Genomic DNA, 22,689 nt, shown 5'->3' with positions numbered 1-22,689 from the left:
GATGTCATCACGGTCATCGGGTCGTCCCCACCGAGTCCACCTCGGACAGCCAGCCGACGATGCCCTCGACGGCCTGCCGGCAGCCTCCGCAGCCGGTCCCGGCCCGGGTCGCGGCGACCACCGCGTCGACGGTCCGGGCGCCGGAGCGCCAGCAGCGCACCAGGGTGCCCTTGTCGACGTCGTTGCACTGGCAGACGGTCACCGCGTCCGGCATCAGCGCCGGGGAGGCGGCGGGTGTCGCGGGGGCGCTGCCGAGCGACCGGCCGAGCAGCAGCGCCCGCCGGTCGGTGGGGACCGGGGCGCCCCGGTCGAAGAGCTGCACGACCGTGCCGACGGCCGGGTTGTCACCGAGCAGGATCGCCCCGGTCAGCCGGTCGTGGTGGATGCGCAGCCGGGCGTACGTTCCGCGGGCCGGGTCGGCGAAGGTCAACTCCTCGCCGGGGCCGCCCGTCGGGTCGCCCATCGCGGCCAGGTCGATCCCTGCGGCCTTGAGCCGGGTCACCACCGGGCGGGGCCGGTAGCGGGCCGCCGGGTCCTCGCCGGTGAGCAGCCGGGCGACCACCCGGGCCTGTGCCCAGGCGGGTGCGACGAGCCCGGTCGGGCCGCCGGTGCGGGCGCAGTCGCCGATCGCCGAGATCGACTCGTCGTCGGTGCGTAGCCGGTCGTCGACCAGCACCCCCCGGTCGACGGCCAGCCCGGCGGCGGTGGCGAGGTCGGTGTCGGGGCGCACCCCGCAGGAGAGCACCAGCAGGTCGGCGTGCAGGGTGGTGCCGTCGGCCAGGTCGAGCCTGACCCCGTCGTCGTCGGTGGCCAACCCGGTCGCCGGCACCCCCCGTCGGGTGGTGACGCCGAGCCCGGCGAGCGTGGCGGCGAGCACCTCCCCGGCGGCCGGGTCGAGCTGGCGTTCCATCAGGTGCGGGTGGGGGTGCACCACGGTCACCGCCAACCCCCGGGCGGCCAGGCCGCGCGCCGCTTCCAGGCCGAGCAGCCCACCGCCGAGCACCAGCGCGGTGCGGGCGGTGCGGGCGGTGGCGAGGATGCGGCGGCAGTCGGCCAGGGTGCGGAAGACGGCGACCCGGGGCGGCAGGGCGGCCGGGTCGAGGCCGGGCAGCGGGGGCACCACGGCCCGGCTGCCGGTGGCGAGGACCAGGTGGTCGTAGTCGATCCGGTCGCCGTCGGTGGTGTGCACCGTCCGGGTGGCCCGGTCGATTGCGGCGGCCACCACCCCGGTCCGCACGTCGGTGCCCTGCCCGGCGACCTCGGCCAGCTCGACGTCGGGCTCGTCGACCTTGCCGGCCAGCAGCGTGGAGAGCATGATCCGGTTGTACGCCCGGTGCGGTTCCGCCCCGAGCACGGTGACCTTCCGGTCGCCGTTGCGGGCGTGCAGCTCGGTGGCGAGCCGGGCGCCGGCCATCCCGTATCCGACGATCACGATCTGCCCGGTCATGCCCGCTCCACCCGGACTGCGCAGATCTTGAACTCGGGCATCCCGGAGACCGGGTCGAGGGCGTCGTTGGTGACCGAGTTGGCGCGCGCCGCCCCGGGCCAGTGGAACGGGGCGAAGACGGTGTCGGGTCGGATGGTCGGGCTGAGCCGGGCCGGTGCCCGCAGCTCACCCCGGCGGGAGGCGACCCGGACCTCGTCGCCCTCGGCCACCCCGAGCCGGTCGGCCAGGTCGGGGTGCAGCTCGACGAAGCCGTGCGGGGCGGCCCGGTGCAGCGCGGCCACCCGCCGGGTCTGCGCGCCGGACTGGTACTGGGCCAGCACCCGCCCGGTGGTGAAGTGCAGCGGGTAGTCGGCGCAGACCTCCTCGGCCGCCGGCCGGTGCTGCACGGCGTGGAACCGGGCCCGGCCGCTGGGGGTGGGGAAGGTGTCGGCGAAGAGCCGGGGGGAGTCCGGCCCGTCCGGGTCGGGGCACGGCCAGAAGACCCCGTCGGCGGATTCGATCCGGTCCCAGCTGACCCCGGCGTAGTCGGCGACGCCCCCGGCGGAGGCCCGCCGTAGCTCGGCGAAGACGACCCTCGGGTCGGTCGGGAACCGGTCCGGCGCGGTACGCGGGGCCGGGACGTGGTCCGGAGGGGTGCGCGGGGCCGGGACGGCGGGCCGGGTGGTCGTCGGTGTGGTCGGGGCCGGGCCGTCCGGCGTCGTCGCCGGGACCGGTGCGTCGTCGAGGCGGGCCGCGAGCTCGGCGAGGACGGTCAGGTCGGTGCGGACGCCGGGGGGCGGTGGGCGCAGCGCCCGGCGGCGCAGCACCCGACCCTCCAGGTTGGTCATCGTGCCGTCCTCCTCGGCCCACTGGGCCACCGGCAGCACCACGTCGGCCAGCTCGGCCGTCTCGGAGCGCAGGAAGTCGGCCACCACCAGCAGGTCCAGCCCGCGCAGCCGGGACTCGACCCGGGCCGCCCGGGGCGCGGAGACCACCGGGTTGGAGCCGAAGACCAGCAGTGCCCGGGGGCCGTCGGGGGTGCCGAGCGAGTCGAGCAGCTGGTAGGCCGGCACCCCGGGGCCGGGCAGTTCGGCGGGGTCGACTCCCCAGACCCCGGCGACGTGGGCGCGGGCCGCCGGGTCGTCGATCTTGCGGTAGCCGGGGAGCTGGTCGGACTTCTGGCCGTGCTCGCGTCCACCCTGGCCGTTGCCCTGACCGGTGAGGCAGCCGTAGCCGGAGTGGGGGCGGCCGGGCAGGCCGAGGGCGAGGGCGAGATTGACGTACGCGCTGACCGTGTCGACGCCCTTGGCGTGCTGTTCGGCGCCCCGGGCGGTGAGGATCATCGCCGAGTCGGCGGTGCCGAGCGCGCGGGCGGTCGCCTCCAGGTCGGCCACCGGCACCCCGGAGAGCCGTTCCACCTCGGCCGGCCAGTACCCCGCGACGGTACGGCGTACCGCGTCGAAGCCCTCGGTGCGGGTGGCGACGTACTCCCGGTCGATCAGCCCTTCGGTGAGCGCGATGTGCAGCAGCGCGTTGGCGACCGCGAGATCGGTGCCGGGCAGCGGTTGCAGGTGCAGGTCGGCCTGGCGGGCGGTGGCGGTGAGCCGGGGGTCGACCACGATCAGCCGGCCGCCCCGGGCCCGCTGGTCGGTCACGTGGCGCATCAGCGGCGGCATGGTCTCGGCCGGGTTCGCCCCGACCAGCAGCAGGGTTCCGGTGCGGCCCAGGTCGGTCAGCGGGAACGGCAGCCCCCGGTCGACGCCGAAGGCGCGCAGGCCGGCCGCCGCGGCGGAGGACATGCACCACCGGCCGTTGTAGTCGATGTGCCGGGTCCGCAGCGCCACCCGGGCGAACTTGCCGAGGGCGTACGCCTTCTCGTTGGTGAGCCCGCCGCCGCCGAAGACCGCGACCGCGTCCCGGCCGTGGGCCCGCTGGATGGTGCGCAGCCCGTCGGCGATCCGGTCCAGCGCGACGTCCCAGCTGGCCGGGCGCAGCGTGCCGGACGGGTCGCGGACCAGCGGGGTGGTCAACCGGTCGGGGTGGTCGAGCAGTTCGGCGGCGGTCCAGCCCTTCTGGCACAGCCCGCCGCGGTTGGTGGGGAACTCCCGGGGTCGGACCTCGATCCGGCCGTCGGTGTCCCGCAGGATCATGCCGCACTGGAGCGCGCAGTACGGGCAGTGCGTTTCCGTCTCCCGGGGCGGGGGCCCCGTTCGTGTCGCGGCGCGTGCACCGTCTGTCATGTCCGCAAAGCGTGCCGCCGGGCGGTTTCCGACCGGGGTCCCTTCTGTTTCGGTCCTGTCAAGAGCGGTTCACACCGCACGGGGGCAGGGGGCCGGTCAGTGGGGTCTATAATGTGAGACAAGTTTCTTAATATGTGAGAGGAGTGGATCGTGGACGTGACGGCGGCCTTCGATGCGGTGGCAGGTTCCTACGACGGGGCCCGCCGTCGGCTCGTCCCCTGCTTCGACGACTTCTACGGCACCGCCGTCGAGGTGGCCGCCCCACCGCTGCGGGCCGCGCTCGCCGCCGGGCGTACCCCCGAGGTGCTCGACCTGGGCGCCGGCACCGGACTGCTCTCCCTGCTGCTCACCGCGGCGCTGCCCGGGGTGCGGGTGACCCTGGTCGACGGGGCCGCGCGGATGCTCGCGGTGGCCGCCGACGGGCTGGCCGCCCGGGGGGTGGCGCACCGGACCGTCGTGGCCGACCTGGCCGACCCGCTCCCCGCCGGCCGCTACGACGCGGTGGTCTCCGCCCTGGCCGTGCACCACCTCGACGACGACGGCAAGCGCGCCCTCTACCAGCGGGCGGCCGACGCGCTCGTCCCCGGCGGGGTGTTCGTCAACGCCGAGCAGGTGGCCGGCCCCACCCCGACCCTGGACCGCCGCTACGACGACGTCTGGCTGGCCCAGACCGCCGCGCGCGGCTCGGACGCCGACGAGATCGCCGCCGCCCGGGAACGGATGCGGCACGACCGCCCGGCGTCGGTGACCGACCAGTGCCGGTGGCTGGTCGACGCCGGCCTGGTCGACGTGGACTGCTTCTACAAGGCGTGGCGGTTCGCGGTCTTCGGCGGTCGCCGTCCCGCCTGACCCGGACCCCTGCGGCGGGCGGGCCGGGCGGTGGCACCCGGCGGTTTGTCGGGTTGGTCGAGGTGGGCGAACGGAACGACCGACGGTCATACCAGGAGTAGGATCGCAGGCATGACTGCCAAGGTGACCCTCTCGTTCTCCGACGAGACGATCGAGGAGGCCCGCCGGTTCGCCAAGCGGGAAGGGCTCTCCCTCTCCGCCTGGATGGACCAGGCCGCCCGGGAGAAGGCGCTGCGGGAGGTCTTCACCGCCCACGCCGAGGCGGTCGGGCGGGCCGGGCTCGACCTGGAGTCCGCCGCCCTCGCCGACGCCCGCGAGGTGGGCATGGTCGCCGACGTGCTCTTCGGCGGTCGCCCGCGTGCTGCGTAGGGGAGAGGTCTGGCGCATCGAGGGCGCCCGGGAACGGCTCGGCCTGGTGATCAGCTCCGACGTCTACAACTCCACCGACGTGCCGATCGTGATCGTCGCCGAGGTGGTCGAGACCGCCCTGCTGCGCGACTCCCCGCTCGCCGTGCCGATGGGTGCCAACGTGGTGATGCCCGACCGGCTGTCGGCGCCGATGAAGAAGTGGTTCACCGAGTGCGTGGACGTCGCCGACACCGAGACCATGCAGCGGGTGGCCCGCGCACTGCGCATCCTCCAGGAGCTGTGACCCGCCCCGGCGGGAGCGGCGACCCAGCGCAACGGTGGGCCCCTCACCACCGGTTCCCGGTCGACGTGCGGTCTCCGTTTCCGGCCCGACCCACGTGGGGCACCGCCGGGAAACCGACCCTGCCTAGCGTCCTGCTCACATCGACGAGGAGGAGTCGCCGTGAGCACGCTCGCCAGCAGCAGTAACGCCGCCGCCGATCCACCGGCCGGCACCACCGATCCGCTGGCCGCCGCCACGGTCGGTCCGCCGGGCGACACCGACGTCCCGCCGACCGCCGACGCGGCCGTCACCGCCGACGCGGCTGCCACCGCCGCCGGACCCGACCGGCCCGCCGGGCGGCGGCACCGGATCGACGACTGGCGACCCGAGGACCCGACCTTCTGGCAGACGACCGGAGCGCCGATCGCCCGCCGCAACCTCTGGGTGTCGATCTTCGCCGAGCACGTCGGCTTCTCGGTGTGGAGCCTCTGGTCGGTCACCGTGCTCTTCCTCGGCCCGGCGTACGGCATCGACCCGGCGGGGAAGTTCCTGCTCACCGCCGTACCGGCCGCGCTGGGGGCGGTGCTGCGACTGCCGTACACCCTGGCGGTGGCGCGCTTCGGCGGGCGGAACTGGACCATCGTCAGCGCGCTGCTGCTGCTGGTGCCGGCGGTGCCGATGGCGCTGCTGCTGGAGCCGGGTGTGTCGTACACCACGCTGATGGTGCTGGCCTGCCTGACCGGGGTCGGCGGCGGCAACTTCGCCTCGTCGATGGCGAACATCAACCTGTTCTTCCCGGACCGGCTCAAGGGTCGCGCACTCGGACTCAACGCCGGGGGCGGCAACCTCGGCGTGCCGGCGGTGCAACTGGTCGGGCTGGCGGTGCTGGCCACCGCCGGGGCCGCGTACCCCCGGCTGGTGCCGGCGGTGTACCTGCCGCTGATCGTGCTGGCCGCGCTCGCCGCCGCCCGCTGGCTGGACAACATCCCGGACGCCCACAACGAACCCGGCGCGTTGCGGGAGGCCGCCCGCGACCGGCACACCTGGGTGATGTCCCTGCTCTACATCGGCACCTTCGGCTCGTTCATCGGTTTCGGCTTCGCCTTCGGCCAGGTGCTCCAGCTCCAGTTCGCCGAGCGGTTCCCCACCCCGGTCGACGCGGCCTGGCTGACCTTCCTCGGGCCGCTGATCGGTTCGTTGATCCGACCGTTCGGCGGTCAGCTCGCCGACCGGCTGGGCGGGGCCCGGGTGACGTTCTGGAACTTCGTCGCGATGGCCGTCGGCGCCGGCCTGGTGCTCTACGCCGCCCGGGAGCAGTCGTTCCCGCTCTACCTCGTCGGGTTCCTGGCGTTGTTCGTCTTCTCCGGCATCGGCAACGGGTCGACCTACAAGATGATCCCGGCGATCTTCCGGGTCCGGGCGGCGGCCGAGGCGGAGCTGACCGGCGACCCGGTCGCGGCGCAGCGCCGGGCCCGGCGACGCTCCGGGGCGCTGATCGGCATCGCCGGGGCGGTCGGCGCCTCGGGCGGGGTGCTGGTGAACGTGGCCTTCCGGCAGTCGTTCCTCACCTCGGGCAACGCGGACGCCGCCTACCTGGCCTTCATCGGCTGGTACGCGCTCTGCTTCGTGGTGACCTGGGTGGTCTACCTGCGGCCCGGCCCGGGTAAGCTGATCGGCGTGTGACCCTGGTCATCCGCCGAAACCGCAGGCCACGCCGGCCGACCCCCCGTTTTGACCAGCAGACCGGGCGCCGGGTATCGTTGCCTGCTGTTGTACGACATCCAGAGGCGTGCCGCTCAGGTACGCTTGGTCGTTCGTGCGCGCTGGTCCGGCCGGGAAGCCTCTGGTCACCTCGGCGCGCGACCCCAGACCGACGACGAGACAAGGTAGACCTGTGCGTACGTACAGCCCGAAGCCGGGTGAGATCGAGCGTCAGTGGCACGTTATCGACGCCTCTGATGTCGTGCTGGGCCGCCTGGCCACCCACGCCGCCACGCTGCTGCGCGGCAAGCACAAGCCGACTTTCGCGCCGCACGTCGACACGGGCGACTTCGTCGTCATCGTGAACGCGGGCAAGGTGGCGCTGACCGGCAACAAGCGGCAGACCAAGGTCGCCTACCGGCACTCCGGTTACCCGGGCGGCCTCAAGCAGATCGGCTACGAGGAGCTGCTGACCAAGCGGCCCGAGCGGGCCATCGAGCTGGCCGTGAAGGGGATGCTCCCGCACAACAAGCTCGGCCGTCAGCTGATCAAGAAGCTGAAGGTCTACGCCGGTGCCGAGCACCCGCACCTGGCGCAGCAGCCGGTGCCGTTCGAGATCAAGCAGATCGCGCAGTGAGCGAGGGCGAAGGAAACAGCATGACCGACATCACCGAGACCGAGGTTGCCCCGGAAGCCCCTGAGGCCACCGAGGCGCCCGCGCCCGTCGCCCGCGCGCCTCGTGGTGACCGGCCGATCCAGACCGTGGGCCGCCGCAAGGAGGCCATCGTCCGGGTCCGTATCGTCCCCGGCACCGGCAAGATCACCTGCAACGGCCAGGAGCTCGAGTCGTACTTCCCGAGCAAGGTGCACCAGCAGCTCATCAAGGACCCGCTGGTCACCGCCGAGAAGCTGGAGCAGTTCGACGTCATCGCCAACCTGCGTGGCGGCGGCACCACCGGCCAGGCCGGTGCGCTGCGGCTGGGCATCGCCCGTGCGCTGATCGTCAACGAGCCGGACGACCGCCCGGCCCTGAAGAAGGCCGGCTTCCTTACCCGGGACGCCCGGGTCAAGGAGAGCAAGAAGTACGGTCTCAAGAAGGCCCGTAAGGCGCCTCAGTACTCGAAGCGCTGATCACCACCAGCGCGTTGTACTTCTGACGGACGGCCGGGTCCGCCTCCCCTCCACGGGGAGGTGGCCCGGCCGTTTCCGTTTTCTCCACTCATCGCAGGTGCACCGGAGGTTCGCGGGTATGGGGCGGTTGTTCGGCACGGACGGCGTACGCGGGCGGGCGAACGTGGATCTCACCCCGGAGTTGGCGCTCGCGGTGGCGGTGGCCGCCGCGCACACGCTGGCCGAGTCGGACCGCAGCCACCCGCCGCTGGCGGTGGTCGGGCGGGACACCCGGGCCAGCGGCGAGATGCTGGAAGCCGCCGTGGTCGCCGGGCTCACCAGCGCCGGGGCCAGCGTGGTCCGGGTCGGCGTGCTGCCCACCCCGGCCGTGGCGTTCCTGACCGCCGAGGCCAAGGCCGACCTGGGCGTGATGCTGTCCGCCTCGCACAACCCGATGCCGGACAACGGGATCAAGCTGTTCGCCGCCGGTGGGCACAAGCTGCCCGACGAGATCGAGTTGCGGATCGAGGCGGCCGTCGAGGCGAACGCCACCACCGCCTGGGACCGTCCGGTCGGCGCGGGGGTCGGCCGGGTGCACGACCTGCTCGACGGTGCCGACCACTACGTGCAGCACCTCGTCGGTACCGTGCCGCACCCTCTCGACGGCATCAAGGTCGTGGTCGACTGCGCCAACGGCGCAGCCGCCGAGGTCGCCCCGGTGGCCTACCGGGAGGCCGGCGCCGAGGTCATCGCGATCCACGCCGAACCGGACGGCCTCAACATCAACGACGAGTGCGGTTCCAACCACCTCGACAGCCTGCGGGCCGCCGTGGTCGAGCACGGCGCACACCTGGGTCTCGCCCACGACGGCGACGCCGACCGCTGCGTGGCGGTCGACGCCACCGGCGCGGAGGTCGACGGCGACGAACTGATGGCGATCCTCGCGCTGGCCCTGCGCGACGCCGGTGAGCTGACCCAGGACACCCTGGTCGCCACCGTGATGAGCAACCTCGGCCTGCGGCTGGCCATGTCCGCGCAGGGCATCCGGCTGGTCGAGACCAAGGTCGGCGACCGGTACGTGCTGGAGGAGCTGCGCGCCTCCGGCCTCGCCCTCGGCGGCGAGCAGAGCGGCCACCTCGTCATGCCCGCGCACGCCACCACCGGCGACGGGGTCCTCACCGGCCTGCACCTGATGGCCCGGATGGCCGCCACCGGCCGGTCCCTGGCCGAGTTGGCCTCGGTGGTCACCAAGCTGCCGCAGGTGCTGATCAACGTGCCGGTCGGCGACCGCACCGCCGGTGCCACCGCACCCACCGTCAAGGCCGAGGTCGAACGGGCCGAGGCGGAGCTGGGGGAGACCGGCCGGGTGCTGCTACGGCCGTCGGGCACCGAACCGTTGGTCCGGGTGATGGTCGAGGCCGGCACCGAGGAGACCGCCCGGTCGGTGGCCGAACGGATCGCCGCCCAGGTCAGCGCCGCCAGCCCCGCCAACTGACCGTCCCCGTTCCGGGCGGGTCCCGCCTGGTCCACCCCTCGTTGTGCTGCCGGCGTCGCCGGTGGGCCCGGGGAGCGTCCCGGTGGCTGCCCCACCGCGTGCCCCCGGTTGTGCCGGTGCCGGCTGACCCTGCTGGCGGGCGCGACGATGCCGGCCCGCGCGGGCGGTCAGCGGGCGTCGGACGCCTGTCCCGCGCGGGTGGTCAGCGGGCGTCGGACGCTTGTCCCGCGCGGGTGGTCAGCGGGGGTCGGACAGGGCGCGTAGCCGGGCGACCGCCTCGGTCAGCACCTCGGGACGCTTGCAGAAGGCGAACCGGACCAACCGCCGGCCGGCCTCCGCGTCGTCGTAGAAGACCTGGGTGGGCACCGCCACCACACCGCAGCGTTCCGGCAGGGACCGGCAGAACTCCAACCCGTCCCGACCGCCGAGGCCGGTGATGTCGGCGGTGACGAAGTACGTCCCCTCCGGGGTGAGCACCGCGAAACCGGCGTCGGTCAGGCCACCGATCAGCAGGTCCCGCTGCCGTTGGAGGCTGTCACGGAAACCGGTGTAGTAGTCGTCGGGCAGGGCCAGCGCCACGGCGACCGCCGGTTGCAGCGGTGCCGCGTTGACGAAGGTGAGGAACTGCTTGACCCGCAGCACCGCCGACACCAGCGGGGCGGGGCCACTGACCCAGCCCACCTTCCAGCCGGTGCAGGAGAACGTCTTGCCGGCCGACGAGATGCGCAGGGTGCGTTCCCGCATCCCCGGCAGGGTGGCCAGCGGCAGGTGCGCGGCGGCGGCGTCGGTGAAGACGAGGTGCTCGTACACCTCGTCGGTGACCGCGTACACGTCGTGCTCCCGGCAGAGGTCGGCGAGCAGGGCCAGCTCCGGCGCGGTGAACACCTTCCCGGTCGGGTTGTGCGGGGAGTTCAGCAGCACCAGCCGGGTACGCGGCCCGAACGCGGCCCGCAGCTCGGCGGGGTCGAAGGCGTACCGGCCGTCGTCGCCGGGGCGCAGCGTCACCGGCCGTCGTACCGCCCCGGCCAGGGCGATCGACGCCGCGTACGAGTCGTAGTAGGGCTCGAAGCAGATCACCTCGTCGCCCGGCTCGCAGAGCGCGAGGATGCTCGCGGCGATCGCCTCGGTGGCCCCGGCGGTGACGATCACCTCGCCGTCCGGGTCGTAGTCCAGCGCCCAGAACCGCCGTTGGTGCGCGGCGACGGCAGCGCGTAGGGCGGGAATGCCGGGGCCCGGCGGGTACTGGTTGTGCCCGGAGCGCAGCGCCTCGGCGGCGGCGGCCAGCATCTCCGGCGGCCCGTCGGTGTCCGGGAAGCCCTGGCCCAGGTTGACCGCACCGGTCCGGACGGCGAGCGCGGACATCTCCGCGAACACCGTCGTCCCGAACGGACGCATCCGGGTCACCAGCGGGTCCACATCGGTCGACGTCGTCACGCCCGTCAGCCTACGGCCCCCGACCACCCCTGCCACCGGGTCCGGTCGCCGCCTTTCTTCCCCCGACGGGGTCTTTCCCTGGTCCGGCGGGTCAGCGGACCCGGTTGGCGTGGCACTGCACCTGCCAGTCGTCCGGGCCGGCCACGTCGGTGACCCGGGGTCGGGTGCCGACGGTGGTGGTGCACCGGAACCCGCCCGGGTTGCCGCCGGAACGGGTGGCGCTGACCAGCACCCGGTTCGGATCGTCGACACGCAGCGTCATCCGCCAGGGCAGCCGTACCTTGTCCTGTCGGATGAAGTAGCCGTCCCCGTCATAGAACTGGAGGTCGACGGAGCCGGTCCCGGTCACCTCGTACGTCACCGGGTACGGGCCGGGGCCGTCGGCCGGCGCGGTGGCGGGCGCGGGCGGCTGGAGCGGCTGCGGCGGGCTCCAGCTCGGCTCGGGTTCGTCGTCGTAGTAACCGTTGTCGTAGGGCTCCGCGGTTGCCGCGTCCGGCCCGGAGCTGCCCAGCAGGCGACCTCCCCCGCAGAAGCAGGCGCAGACGACGAGGACGAGCACCACGACCACGGCGGCAACGATGCCCACCACCGCACCGGTGCCGGTGGAGCTCCGCCCGCCCGGCGACGGGTGGGCCGGATAGGCGAACGGCGGCGGATACCCCGGCGGTGGCCAGCCGGGACCGGGTGGCCCGCCCGGCATTCCCGGGGCCGTGCCGGGCCACCCGGTGGGCGGGCCGCCGGACAGCCCGGGGGCCGCGCCGGGCCAACCGGTGGGTCCGGGGGCCGGACCGGGCCAGCCGGTGGGTCCCGGCGTCGGACCGGGCCAACCGGTGGGCGGGGGTGTGCCGGGCCAGCCGGGAGCGGGTGCGCCGGCAGGGTCGATCGGCGGGTCGGGAGGGACCGGCCCGGCGGGCGGGCTGCCGGCAGTCGGACCGCCGGGCCACGGGTCGGGGGCCGCCCAGGGCTGCGGGACCGCGAACGGGTCCGGTGGAGTCCAGGGGGAAGGGCCGGGCGACGGGTCGTTGGACGCCGCCGGGGCCGGGTCGCCGGGCGGGGGCGGGGGATCGCTGGGGGGTGGCGCGTCGGACATGGCGGCTCCGGGACGGAAGTGGAGGAAAGGGGCGAGCGGGCCGTCCCAGGGACGTTCCAGGGGTCGCCGAGAGACTCTCGTACCGCCGGGCCACTCGCAACCCCGTCCGGTCGGCCGGGTGCGCCGGTAGTCCGATTGCCGCCCGTCACCGACCGATCGCTCAAATTCGGTGATTGATTACCCGACTTCCGCGCACGCGAGGTGAGTGAAGCTGGGTTAGGCTGCGAACCATGTGTGGAATCGTGGGTTACGCCGGCGCACGTCCGGCGCTCGGCATCGTGCTCGACGGATTGCGGCGGCTGGAATACCGGGGCTACGACTCGGCCGGGGTCGCGATCGTCTGCGACGACGAGCTGCTCACCGAGAAGAAGGCCGGCAAGCTGGCCAACCTGGAGAAGGTCCTGTCCGAGCGGGCCGCCACCAACCCGGACGACTGCGCCGCCAGCCCGGTCGGCATCGGCGACGGCACCACCGGCATCGGGCACACCCGGTGGGCCACCCACGGCGGCCCGACCGACCGTAACGCCCACCCGCACCTGGCCCCCGACGGCCGGGTCGCCGTGATCCACAACGGCATCATCGAGAACTTCGCCAAGCTCCGCGCCGAGCTGGAGGACGACGGCGTCCAGTTCACCAGCGACACCGACACCGAGTGTGCCGCCCATCTGCTCTCCCACGCGCTCGCCGAGTTGCGGGCGGCCGGCGGGACCGACAGCCCGCAACTGCTCGCCGCCGCGATGCGGGTGGTGTGCCGGCGGTTGGAAGGCGCGTTCACCCTGCTCGCCGTCGACGCCGCCATTCCGGGTGCGGTGGTCGGCGCCCGGCGCAACTCGCCGCTGGTGGTGGGCCGGGGCGAGGGGGAGAACTACCTGGCCAGTGACGTGGCGGCGTTCATCGAGCACACCCGCGAGGCGGTCGAGCTGGGGCAGGACCAACTCGTCCTGATCACCGCCGACAGCATCGAGATCACCGACTTCGACGGTCAGCCGGCCACCGGCAAGGACTTCCACATCGACTGGGACTCCTCGGCCGCCGAGAAGGGCGGCTACGACTGGTTCATGCTCAAGGAGATCGAGGAGCAGCCGCAGGCCATCGCGGACACCCTGCTCGGCCGGCTCACCGAGACCGGCGAGATCGCCCTCGACGAGGTGCGCCTCAGCGACCAGGACCTGCGCGACGTCGACAAGATCTTCATCGTCGCCTGCGGCACCGCCTACCACTCCGGCATGGTCGCCAAGTACGCCATCGAGCACTGGACCCGGATCCCCTGTGAGGTGGAGCTGGCCAGCGAGTTCCGCTACCGCGACCCGGTGCTCGACCGGTCCACCCTGATCGTGGTGATCTCGCAGTCCGGCGAGACGATGGACACCCTGATGGCGCTGCGGCACGCCAAGGAGCAGAAGGCCCGGGTGCTGGCCATCTGCAACACCAACGGCTCCACCATCCCGCGCGAGTCCGACGCGGTGCTCTACACCCACGGCGGCCCGGAGATCGCCGTCGCCTCCACCAAGGCGTTCCTCACCCAGCTGGTCGCCTGCTATCTGATCGGGCTGCACCTGGCCCAGGTACGCGGGATCAAGTTCGCCGACGAGGTCGGCGCGGTGGTGGCCCAGCTCCAGGAGATGCCGGGCAAGCTGCGGGAGCTGCTGGGCCGGATCGAGCCGGTGCGGGAGCTTGCCCGGGAACTGAAGTCCGAGCCGACGGTGCTGTTCATCGGCCGGCACGTCGGCTACCCGGTGGCCCTGGAGGGTGCGCTCAAGCTCAAGGAGCTGGCGTACATGCACGCCGAGGGGTTCGCCGCCGGTGAGCTGAAGCACGGGCCGATCGCCCTGATCGACCAGGGCACCCCGGTGATCTGCGTGGTGCCGTCCCCGGTCGGCCGGGGCATGCTGCACGACAAGATCGTCTCCAACATCCAGGAGGTCCGGGCCCGGGGTGCGCGGACCATCGTGATCGCCGAGGAGGGCGACGAGGCGGTGGTGCGTTACGCCGACCACCTGATCTATGTGCCGCGTACGCCGACCCTGCTCGCGCCGCTGGTCACCACCGTGCCGTTGCAGGTGTTCGCGGCCGAGATCGCCGCTGCCCGGGGCCACGACGTCGACCAGCCGCGCAACCTGGCGAAGTCGGTCACCGTCGAGTAGGTGACCCCGCGCCACCGATGGCGGCCCGGTCACCGGCCGAGCACGATCCGGGCCATCCCGTCCAGGGCGGGGTTGCCGGGCTCCCAGTAGCTGGTGTGGCCGTACCGGCCGCTGGGGAAGGTCCGGCCGCCGAAACCCGGATCGCTCGGGTCGTGCCCGAACCACAGTTGGTGGTCGTCGGGGCGTAGCAGCCAGGCGGCGCTGGCCAGCGGCGAGGCGGCCAGCACCGCCCGGCCGGCCAGCTCCCGGGGCGGCTCGACCAGCCTGATCACGTCGTCGCCGGCGGTGCTCGACCAGACCTGCTGCGGTGGCAGGCCGAGCGCCCCGGCCCGGTCCACCCCCACTCCGGGTGAGCCGACGAAGGCCAGTGCGTCGGCGGCCAGCCCGTGGTCCCGGGCGGCGCTGCCCACCACCAGTGAGCCGTAACTGTGCCCGAGCACGGTCTGCCGGGCCGGGGGCCCGTCGTGGGTGGCGCGCAGCCCTTCCTGGAAACGGTGCAGCGCCGGACCGGCGTCCCGGGCCTGGGTCGACGAGGACGCCTCGGGCAGGAAGTCGGGGGCGTCGTAGTCCAGCCAGAGCACCGCCGCCGTCTCCGCACCGGGGGCGATGGCGGCGCACCTGGCCTGCACCCGGGCGGCCCGGCCCAGCTCACCGGGGACGTCGGCGAGGTCGCTGGTCATCCCCGGCACGTAGGTGAGCACCCGGCCGGCCCGGTCCGGATTGCCCAGCGCGACGATCGCCCGGCCGTCACCGCGCGGGTCGAACCCGAGCAGGTAGGCCCGGGGCGGTGAGGTGGCGGCCAGCCGACCGGCGAGCCCGTCCAGGACGGCCAACGCCGCATCGATCCGCCGCCGACCGCGCCCGCCCGGCGTCGCCCGGCGGGCGGTCAGCAGCGCCTCCCGGTGGCCGGCCAGCAGCAGCCGGTTCGCCTGGTCCCGGGCCGAGGTCGGCACCCCGTCGCGCGGGCCGATCCGGGTCGGCTCGTGCAGCACCAGCCAGCGCCGCTGGGGCGGGGTGAGGGTGGCCCACCAGGCCCGGACCGTCGCCGCAGTGGCGTCGTCGGCCGGTCGGCCCGGTGGTGGCCGCTCGACCCAGCCGGTGCGGGCCGCTCCGGACAGCTCAGCCAGCCGGGAGGCCGCCTCCCGGTCGGCCGCGTCGGCCAGCGCGAGCGCCTCCCGCAGCGCCGCCGCCACGTGCCCCACCGCCACGGGCGAGCCCACCCCGCCGCCGCCTGCGCCCGCCGCCCCGTTGCCGCCCCCGGCACCCGCGCCGCCGCCGGCGGCGCTCCCACCGGCGCGGGGGTCCGGGGCCGGACCACGGGCCTGGCCCCCCGCGCCGACGCCACCGCCCGTCGGAGAAGGGCGGGCACCCACCCCGACCGGGAGCTCACCCGCCTCGGGGCCGCGCCAGAGCAGGGGTGCCGCCCGGACGCCGCCGTGCCGGTCCACCGCCACGCCGGTGCGGTCGGCCAGCGCCACCGCCTCGGCGAGCCGGGCCTTCGCCACCCGGAGCCGACCGGCGAACTCGGCGAGCACCTGGTCGACCTCGACCAGCGCCGGCAGGATGGTGGCCAGTTCCGACTGGAGCCCGTCGAGCCGCCCACCGGCCGCTGTCGCCGCCCCGCCGGACCAGCCCGCCCGCAACGCCGCGGCCCGGTCGGCCAGCCCGGCCCGTCGCCGCCCGACCGGTGCGTCCACCCCGCGCCAGGCCACCCCCGCCGCGTCCCAGTCACCCGGGGAGGCGGACCAGAGCTGGGCGTACCCGATCATCGGGGTCGGCCGACCAGTCGCCCGGCGGCCCGGTCGTCGGCCGCCGTGTACGCCTCGGCGGCGGCGCGCAGGGCCGCGCCGGCCTCCGCCACCCGGACGCCGAGCGCCCCGTGCCACGCGTGCACCGCCGACTCCAGCCCGGCCAGGGCGGAGCCGGCCCGCCACCCCGGTGCGGACAGCACCAGGCCGGGTCGGCCCGCCAACCCCTGGGCCAGCGCGTACGCCTCGTCGACCAACCCACCGGCCGCCACCCGCAGCACCGACAGGTCGACCTCCACCGGCTCGTTCGTCACCCGCCCGCCTCCTCCACCCCCGTGGTCGGTCCCGCCGCCCGACTGCCGCACCGACGCTAGGTGGACGGGCAGCCGGTGGACCTGCCCTGTGGACGACGGGCGGCGGTCGTACCCCCGGGTTGTCCACAGGTCTTGCCCGGGGCGTCACCGGTGGCTAATCTGCCGCCCGGCCGCCGGTAGGGTGATCTCGGCCACGACGGAGCCGGGACGTGGGTCGAACCGGCCGTCCCTCCGCGACGGGACACCGTGGCCGGGAAGACGGCCGGCGGCAGGGACGGGGACGGCATGAGACCGGTGTGGCGGGTGTCGGACGTACGTGCGGCGGAGGCCGGCCTGATGGCCACCCTCCCGCCCGGGACGCTGATGCAGCGGGCGGCGGCCGGGCTGGCCCGGCGTTGCGCCCTGCTGCTCGCCGGCCGGGGCGGGGTCTACGGCGCGCGGGTGCTGGTGCTGGCCGGTTCCGGCGACAACGGCGGCGACGCGCTGTACGCGGGCGAGCGGCTGGCCCGGCGCGGCGCGCAGGTCGCCGTGCTGGCCACCGCCCCCGGCCGGACGCACGCCGACGGGCTGGCGGCGCTGCGGGCCGCCGGTGGCCGGCTGGTCGACGCCCCACCGCCCACCGTCGACCTGGTGCTCGACGGGATCGTCGGGATCGGGGGCAGCGGTGGGCTGCGGCAGGCCGCTGACGACCTCGTCACCGGCCTGCCCGCGCTGCGGGGACGCGACGGCGGCCGGGCCACGGTCGTCGCGGTGGACGTGCCCAGCGGGGTGGCGGTGGACACCGGGGACGTGCCGACGGACGGGTCCGGTCGGCCCCGCGCCGTCCGGGCCGACGTGACGGTGGCGTTCGGAGCGCTCAAACCCGCCCTGGTGGTCGGCCCGGCGGCCCCGCTCGCCGGGCAGGTCGAGCTGGTCGACATCGGGCTCGGGCCGTGGTTGCGCGGCACCCCCGCATCGTGGGTGACCGAATGGTCGGACGTGCGCGACTGGTGGCCCCGCACCGGGGCGTCCTCGGAGAAGTACAGCCGGGGCGTGGTCGGGGTGGCCACCGGGTCGCGGACCTACCCGGGGGCGGCGGTGCTCTCGGTGGGTGGCGCGCTGGCCGGCCCCACCGGGCTGGTCCGGTACGCCGGTGGCGCCCGGGGCGAGGTGGTCCGGCAGCACCCGTCGGTGATCGCCACCGACCGGGTCGCCGGGGCCGGCCGGGTGCAGACCTGGGTCTGCGGCTCCGGCCTGGGCACCGACGAGCAGGCCGGGGCGGAGCTGCGCGCGGTGCTGGCCGCACCGGTGCCGGTGGTGCTCGACGCCGACGCGTTGACCCTGCTGGTGGACGGTTCGCTCGCCGGCCGGCTGCGTAACCGGGACGCCCCGATCGTGGTCACCCCGCACGACCGGGAGTTCCGCCGGCTCTCCGGGGAGGAGCCGGGGGCCGACCGGGTCGCCGCCGCGCTGCGGCTGGCCGCCTGGATGAACGCGACGGTGCTGCTCAAGGGGGACCGCACGGTCGTCGGCACGCCCGACGGCCGGGCGTACGTCAACCCGACCGGCAGCCCCGTGCTGGCCACCGGGGGCACCGGGGACGTGCTGGCCGGGTTGCTCGGTTCGCTGCTCGCCGCCGGGCTGGCCCCGGAACGGGCGGCGGTCGTCGCGGCGTACCTGCACGGGCTGGCCGGTCGGGAGGCGGCCCGGGGTGGCCCGGTGACCGCGCCGGACGTGGTGGCCGCGTTGCGCCCGGTGGTGGCCCCGCTGCTCTGACCGGCCCGGGTCGGCGTCCACCGGCCGGTGATCAGCGACGCCAGTAGGCTGGGCGTATGTGGCAGGCCGAGGTACGCGTCGATCTGGACGCGATCCGTGCAAACGTGACCCGACTCCGGTCGGGCACCAGCGCCGAGCTGATGGCGGTGGTGAAGGGCGACGGGTACGGCCACGGCATGGTCCCGTCGGCGCGGGCCGCGCTCGACGCGGGGGCGGACTGGCTGGGGGTGTGCACCCTCGACGAGGCGTTGACCCTGCGCCGGGCCGGGATCACCGTGCCGGTGCTGGCCTGGCTGCTCGACCCGGGGCTGCCCCTGCACGAGGGGGTGGCGGCCGGGGTGGACCTGGCCGCCGCGAGCCTGTCCCAGCTCGACGAGATGGTCGCGGCGGGCCGGGCCGCCGACCGGCCCGCCCGGCTGCACCTCAAGATCGATACCGGCCTGTCCCGGGGTGGCGCCACCGTGGCCGACTGGCCGACCCTGCTGGAGGCCGCCGCGAAGGCCCAGGCCGACGGCCTGGTCGAGGTCGTCGGCGTGTGGAGCCACTTCGTGTACGCGGACTCGCCCGGCCACCCCACCACCGACCGGCAGCTGGCGGTGTTCCACGAGGGGCTGGCCATGGTCGACCGGGCCGGCCTGCGCCCGCGTTACCGGCACCTGGCCAACTCGGCGGCCACCCTGACCCGACCCGACACCCACTTCGACCTGGTCCGGCCCGGGATCGCCGTGTACGGGCTGTCACCGATCGCCGGGCAGCAGTTCGGGTTGCGTCGGGCGATGACCGCGCGGGCCCGGGTGATGCTCACCAAACGGGTCCCCGCCGGCACCGGCGTGTCCTACGGGCACACCTACACCACCGAGGGGGAGGCGAACCTGGCGGTGGTGCCGCTCGGCTACGCCGACGGGGTGCCCCGGCACGCCTCCAACGTCGGCCCGGTGCAACTCGGCGGGAAACGACGCACCATCTCCGGCCGGGTCTGCATGGACCAGTTCGTGCTCGACTGCGGTGCCGACGAGGTGGCCGCCGGTGACGTGGCGACCCTGTTCGGCAGCGGCGACGACGGGATGCCCACCGCCGACGACTGGGCCGAGGCGGTCGGCACGATCAACTACGAGATCGTCACCCGGTTCGGCGGGGTCCGGGTGCCCCGGATCTACGACGGGGAGCGACCGTGAGCGCGGTCAGCCGGTTCCGGGTGCCCCGGCCGAGGACCGCCGCCGGGAAGGTGGCCGGCGTGGTCGGGGCCGCGGTCGGGGTGGCCGCCGCCGGGCTGGCCGCCGGGGTGGCCACCGAACGCGCCCTGGTCCGCCGGCTCAAGGCCGACCCCGCCGACCCGTACGCGGGGGAGGACTTCGGCGCGCAGCGCTACGACGAGGCGTACCGGCTGGAGTTGCCGGACGGCACCGACATCCACGTCGAGGTGGTCGAGCCGACCCGGCCGGTGCCGGGGCACCCGACGGTGGTGCTGGTGCACGGCTTCTGCCTGGACATGGGGACGTTCCACTTCCAGCGTCAACTGCTCGCCGAGCGGGGCGACTACCGGGTCGTCGCGTACGACCAGCCGGGGCACGGCCGGTCGGGGCGGTTGGAGAGCGGCGAGTACGACCTCGCCGCGCTCGGGCACACCCTGCGCCGGGTGATCGACCGGACCGCCCCGGAGGGGCCGTTGGTGCTGGTCGGGCACTCGATGGGCGGGATGACCATCATGGCGTTCGCCGAGGCGTACCCGGAGTTCTTCGGTGACCGGGTGGTCGGCACGGTGCTGATGGCCACGTCGGGCGGGTTGCTCGCCGAGACGAAGCTGGTCGCGCCCGCGCTGCTCGGCCGGGTCGGCTCGCCGGTGCTGTTCATGATGAGCACCACCACCCGGTACGGCGGGCTCGTCATCGACCGGGCCCGGAAGTCCACCTCCAACGTGGCCTGGCTGCTGACCCGCCGCTACGGCTTCGGCACCCCGAAACCGAGCCCGGCCCTGGTGTCGTACGTGGAACGGATGAACTCCCGCACGTCGGCCGACACGGTGACCCGCTACCTGCGCACCCTGGCCACCCACTCCCGGTTCCCGGCGCTGGCCGCGCTGAGCGGCACACCGGTGCTGGTCGTGGTGGGCGACAAGGACATGATCACGCCGGTGGTCCACTCGGACGAGATCGTCCGTCGGCTGCCGCACGCCGAATACCTGAAGATCCGAGACAGCGGGCACGTGGTGATGCTGGAACACGCCGACGAGGTCAACGCCGCGCTGGAACGCTTCCTGGAGGCGCTGTGAACTGGCCCGTCGTCCCTGCGCCGGTCGCCGGCGGACCGGACCGACCCGGGGTGGCCCGGTGACCGTACGCGTCACGCTACCCACGGTCGACGACACGCACGCCTTCGGCCGGCGGCTCGCCGGGGTGCTGCGCGCCGGTGACCTGCTGCTGCTCACCGGCCCGTTGGGGGCCGGCAAGACCGCGCTCACCCAGGGCCTCGGAGCCGGCCTGGGGGTACGCGGCGACGTCACCTCGCCGACCTTCGTGATCGCCCGGGTGCACCGGCCCGACCCGGCACGCGGCGGCACGGTGGCCCTGGTGCACGCCGACGCGTACCGGTTGGGTGACGCGACCGACCCGCGCGCCGAGATCGACGACCTGGACCTCGACGCCTCGGTGGACGACTCGGTGACCGTGGTCGAGTGGGGCGAAGGGCTGGTCGAGCAGCTCGCCGACGCCCACCTGCGGGTCCGCATCGACCGGCGCGACGACGACACCCGGGTGGTCGAGTTGGAGCCGGTGGGCGGGGACTGGTCGCGACGGTTGACCGCGCTGGGCTGACCGGCTCCGGGAGGGCCGCCCTGCGCCGAGGGCTGTCGTACCCGCTGCCTAGAGTGCCGTGGACTTCGTTGTGAAAGGTTGCCGATGCCCGACGACACCCCCACCCTCGACCTGCTGTCGCTGCTGCCGCAGGAGTGGCGTGCCGTGCTCACCCCGCACCTGGACCCGGCCCGGACGGCGGCGCTGGCCGAGTTCGTCGCCCACGAGTACGCCACCCAGACCGTCTTTCCGCCGCTGGACGATCTCTTCTCGGCCTACCGGCTGTGCGGTCCGCAGCAGTGCCGGGTGCTGATCCTCGGCCAGGACCCCTACCACAAGGCGGGGCAGGCGCACGGGTTGAGCTTCAGCGTCCGCGAGGGGGTGTCCGTGCCGCCGTCGTTGCGCAACGTCTTCAAGGAGTTGAGCGAGGACCTCGGTGTGCCCAAGCCGCGCAGCGGCAACCTGGACGGCTGGGCGGCGCAGGGTGTGCTGCTGCTCAACGCGGTGCTCACCGTCCGGCAGGCCAGCCCCGGTTCGCACGCGAACAAGGGGTGGGAGGAGTTCACCGACGCGACGATCCGGGCCCTGGACGCCCGGGACGAGCCGGTGGTCTTCCTGCTCTGGGGCGGCTACGCCCGCAAGAAGGCCGCCCTGGTCACCAACTCCCGGCACGTCGTGCTGGAGGCCGGCCACCCGAGCCCGATGAACCCGCGCGGCTTCCTCGGCAGCCGCCCGTTCAGCGCCACCAACAAGGCCCTCGCCGACGCGGGTGCGCCTCCGATCGACTGGGAGCGCACGGCCGGCTGACCCACGCCGACACCGTCCCACCGCGCGCCGCCGGCTGACGTCGGCGGCGCGCGGTGGCCACGTGTGATGGCCGCGTGCGGTGGCGGCGTTCAGTGGCGGCGATGCGGTGGCCACGTGCGGTGGCGGCGTGTGGTGGGGCGGGTGCGGTGGCTTCGTTTGGTGGCCACGTGCGGTGGCGGCGTGTGGTGGGGCGGGTGCGGCGCTCGGCATCGTCGGCGCGGTGCTCACCGCCCGGTCCGAGCGGTCGGGCCGATGTCCGGGGTACGCCCGTCGGCCGCACGTTGCCGGTGCCGGCGCAGCAACGCGGCGGCCCGCGGGTCGGTCAGCTCCACGGCGACCAGCGGGACCACCCGGTAGCTGCGCTCCCCGTGCCGCACCTCGATGGCCTCCGGGAACTCGTCGCACATCTGGGCGCGGATCTCGCCGTACCGGGTCATCCAGTGGTGCTCACCCGGCTCCTCCGGTTCCAGGTAGAGGCCACCGAACTCACCCCACCTGGCGTTCCAGCGCTGTCCGTAGGCGACGGTCAGCCAGGCGGTGAACCGGGCGGAGTCGCGCCACCGCACGGCGATCTCGACCGCGTCGACGGGTACGGGCGCGCCCTGGAGCAGCGCGGCGGTGCTGCCGGTCAGCAGGTGGGGTAGCTCGCCCAACCGGTCGAGCAGCCGGTCCAGCCCCAACTCGTCGAGCCGGTCGGCGGGTGACCGCCCGGCCAGTGCGTCCATCTCGGCGTCGAGGTGGCTGTCGAGCTGCTCGACGGTGACGGCGAGTTGCCGGCCGAGGGCGGCGAAGAGGCGCTCCACCAGCGGGATGGCCGGCACCCTTTCCCCGCGCTCGATGCGGGCCACCGCGCTCTGGCTCACCCCGGCCCGATCCGCCAGTTGCCGCTGGGTGAGCCGTTGGACATGGCGTTCCCGCCGCAGGATGGCGGCGATCTCCGTGGCGAGGCGACTACTCTCTGGCATCTCCGCATGATGATGTGCCGACAGTGCGTGGTATGCCTGTGCGTCATGAATATGACGCACAGGCATACCTCGTGTTTTGACCGTCGGGGGGATTCGTGGTGGTGGAGGTCTAGCGGAATGGGGAGGACCCTGTCCATGATCTGAGTTCTCACACAAAGATCATCAATGGGCAGGGTCCTCGATGAGGAGCG

Annotated in this window: 20 protein-coding genes; 13 read left to right on the top strand and 7 right to left on the bottom strand. The window is 74.3% G+C overall.

Annotated features, from left to right (window positions below; translation table 11 throughout):
• Positions 1-13 precede the first annotated feature (13 nt).
• Both JQN83_RS17180 and JQN83_RS17175 read right to left on the bottom strand, forming a co-directional pair.
• On the bottom strand, positions 14-1,447 hold the full coding sequence (locus tag JQN83_RS17180) for an FAD-dependent oxidoreductase (protein WP_208568173.1): 1,434 nt from the start codon (positions 1,445-1,447) through the stop codon (positions 14-16).
• A complete protein-coding gene (locus tag JQN83_RS17175) occupies positions 1,444-3,666 on the bottom strand; it encodes a molybdopterin oxidoreductase family protein (RefSeq protein ID WP_208568172.1) in 2,223 nt (740 codons plus the stop codon). The genes JQN83_RS17180 and JQN83_RS17175 overlap by 4 nt, the downstream gene beginning before the upstream one ends.
• Before the next feature lie 150 nt (positions 3,667-3,816).
• Here JQN83_RS17175 and JQN83_RS17170 point away from each other — a divergent pair, with 150 nt between their 5' ends.
• The 7 genes from JQN83_RS17170 (at position 3,817) to glmM (ending at position 9,452) form a co-directional block, all read left to right on the top strand.
• A complete protein-coding gene (locus JQN83_RS17170; RefSeq protein ID WP_208568171.1) occupies positions 3,817-4,515 on the top strand; it encodes a class I SAM-dependent methyltransferase in 699 nt (232 codons plus the stop codon).
• A gap of 111 nt (positions 4,516-4,626) precedes the next feature.
• Positions 4,627-4,884, top strand: a complete 258-nt coding sequence (locus JQN83_RS17165; protein WP_091241872.1) for a DUF6364 family protein — start codon at positions 4,627-4,629, stop codon at positions 4,882-4,884.
• Positions 4,874-5,167 (top strand): type II toxin-antitoxin system PemK/MazF family toxin, encoded by a 294-nt coding sequence (locus JQN83_RS17160; protein WP_208568170.1) that lies wholly within the window; start codon positions 4,874-4,876, stop codon positions 5,165-5,167. Before JQN83_RS17165 ends, JQN83_RS17160 begins: the two co-directional genes overlap by 11 nt.
• A gap of 348 nt (positions 5,168-5,515) precedes the next feature.
• Positions 5,516-6,829 carry an MFS transporter gene (locus JQN83_RS17155; protein ID WP_208568316.1) on the top strand — a complete coding sequence of 438 codons (1,314 nt, stop codon included), beginning with the start codon at positions 5,516-5,518 and terminating at the stop codon, positions 6,827-6,829.
• Positions 6,830-7,040: 211 nt separating this feature from the next.
• Entirely contained in the window at positions 7,041-7,484 is a 444-nt protein-coding gene (rplM, locus tag JQN83_RS17150) for a 50S ribosomal protein L13 (protein ID WP_030489638.1), read from the top strand.
• 20 nt (positions 7,485-7,504) lie between these two features.
• The gene (gene rpsI / locus JQN83_RS17145; protein WP_091241865.1) at positions 7,505-7,978 is read left to right on the top strand and encodes a 30S ribosomal protein S9; all 474 of its coding nucleotides are present in this window, start codon (positions 7,505-7,507) and stop codon (positions 7,976-7,978) included.
• A 118-nt stretch (positions 7,979-8,096) separates the two neighbouring features.
• Positions 8,097-9,452, top strand: a complete 1,356-nt coding sequence (gene glmM / locus JQN83_RS17140) for a phosphoglucosamine mutase (protein WP_208568169.1) — start codon at positions 8,097-8,099, stop codon at positions 9,450-9,452.
• Positions 9,453-9,689: 237 nt separating this feature from the next.
• Here the strand turns inward: glmM and JQN83_RS17135 are convergent, their stop codons facing one another.
• The gene (locus JQN83_RS17135; RefSeq protein ID WP_208568168.1) at positions 9,690-10,886 is read right to left on the bottom strand and encodes a pyridoxal phosphate-dependent aminotransferase; all 1,197 of its coding nucleotides are present in this window, start codon (positions 10,884-10,886) and stop codon (positions 9,690-9,692) included.
• 91 nt (positions 10,887-10,977) lie between these two features.
• Positions 10,978-11,472, bottom strand: coding sequence for an MmpS family transport accessory protein (locus JQN83_RS17130; RefSeq protein WP_208568167.1), 495 nt, complete (start codon positions 11,470-11,472; stop codon positions 10,978-10,980).
• Positions 11,473-12,206: 734 nt separating this feature from the next.
• Between JQN83_RS17130 and glmS the strand changes: the two genes are divergently transcribed.
• On the top strand, positions 12,207-14,120 hold the full coding sequence (glmS, locus tag JQN83_RS17125; RefSeq protein WP_208568166.1) for a glutamine--fructose-6-phosphate transaminase (isomerizing): 1,914 nt from the start codon (positions 12,207-12,209) through the stop codon (positions 14,118-14,120).
• A 29-nt stretch (positions 14,121-14,149) separates the two neighbouring features.
• On the opposite strand, the gene JQN83_RS17120 is transcribed toward glmS, so the two are convergent.
• Together JQN83_RS17120 and JQN83_RS17115 are read right to left on the bottom strand one after the other, a co-directional pair.
• Entirely contained in the window at positions 14,150-15,889 is a 1,740-nt protein-coding gene (locus tag JQN83_RS17120) for an alpha/beta hydrolase (RefSeq protein WP_208568165.1), read from the bottom strand.
• The gene (locus JQN83_RS17115; protein ID WP_208568164.1) at positions 15,886-16,182 is read right to left on the bottom strand and encodes a hypothetical protein; all 297 of its coding nucleotides are present in this window, start codon (positions 16,180-16,182) and stop codon (positions 15,886-15,888) included. Before JQN83_RS17115 ends, JQN83_RS17120 begins: the two co-directional genes overlap by 4 nt.
• Positions 16,183-16,467: 285 nt before the next feature.
• Between JQN83_RS17115 and JQN83_RS17110 the strand changes: the two genes are divergently transcribed.
• The 5 genes from JQN83_RS17110 (at position 16,468) to ung (ending at position 21,533) form a co-directional block, all read left to right on the top strand.
• On the top strand, positions 16,468-17,937 hold the full coding sequence (locus JQN83_RS17110) for an NAD(P)H-hydrate dehydratase (RefSeq protein ID WP_208568163.1): 1,470 nt from the start codon (positions 16,468-16,470) through the stop codon (positions 17,935-17,937).
• A 56-nt stretch (positions 17,938-17,993) separates the two neighbouring features.
• Positions 17,994-19,112 carry an alanine racemase gene (alr, locus tag JQN83_RS17105; RefSeq protein WP_208568162.1) on the top strand — a complete coding sequence of 373 codons (1,119 nt, stop codon included), beginning with the start codon at positions 17,994-17,996 and terminating at the stop codon, positions 19,110-19,112.
• Positions 19,109-20,206, top strand: coding sequence for an alpha/beta fold hydrolase (locus JQN83_RS17100; RefSeq protein WP_208568161.1), 1,098 nt, complete (start codon positions 19,109-19,111; stop codon positions 20,204-20,206). The genes alr and JQN83_RS17100 overlap by 4 nt, the downstream gene beginning before the upstream one ends.
• A gap of 58 nt (positions 20,207-20,264) precedes the next feature.
• Positions 20,265-20,747, top strand: coding sequence for a tRNA (adenosine(37)-N6)-threonylcarbamoyltransferase complex ATPase subunit type 1 TsaE (gene tsaE / locus JQN83_RS17095; RefSeq protein WP_208568160.1), 483 nt, complete (start codon positions 20,265-20,267; stop codon positions 20,745-20,747).
• Positions 20,748-20,831: 84 nt separating this feature from the next.
• The gene (gene ung, locus JQN83_RS17090) at positions 20,832-21,533 is read left to right on the top strand and encodes a uracil-DNA glycosylase (protein ID WP_208568159.1); all 702 of its coding nucleotides are present in this window, start codon (positions 20,832-20,834) and stop codon (positions 21,531-21,533) included.
• A 224-nt stretch (positions 21,534-21,757) separates the two neighbouring features.
• On the opposite strand, the gene JQN83_RS17085 is transcribed toward ung, so the two are convergent.
• On the bottom strand, positions 21,758-22,498 hold the full coding sequence (locus JQN83_RS17085) for a helix-turn-helix domain-containing protein (RefSeq protein WP_208568158.1): 741 nt from the start codon (positions 22,496-22,498) through the stop codon (positions 21,758-21,760).
• Positions 22,499-22,689: the final 191 nt, after the last annotated feature.

This window comes from Micromonospora antibiotica (genome assembly GCF_017599305.1).
Lineage (GTDB): Bacteria > Actinomycetota > Actinomycetes > Mycobacteriales > Micromonosporaceae > Micromonospora > Micromonospora antibiotica.
Note: the sequence above shows the minus strand (reverse complement) of the source record. Positions and strands in the feature narration are given on the sequence as shown.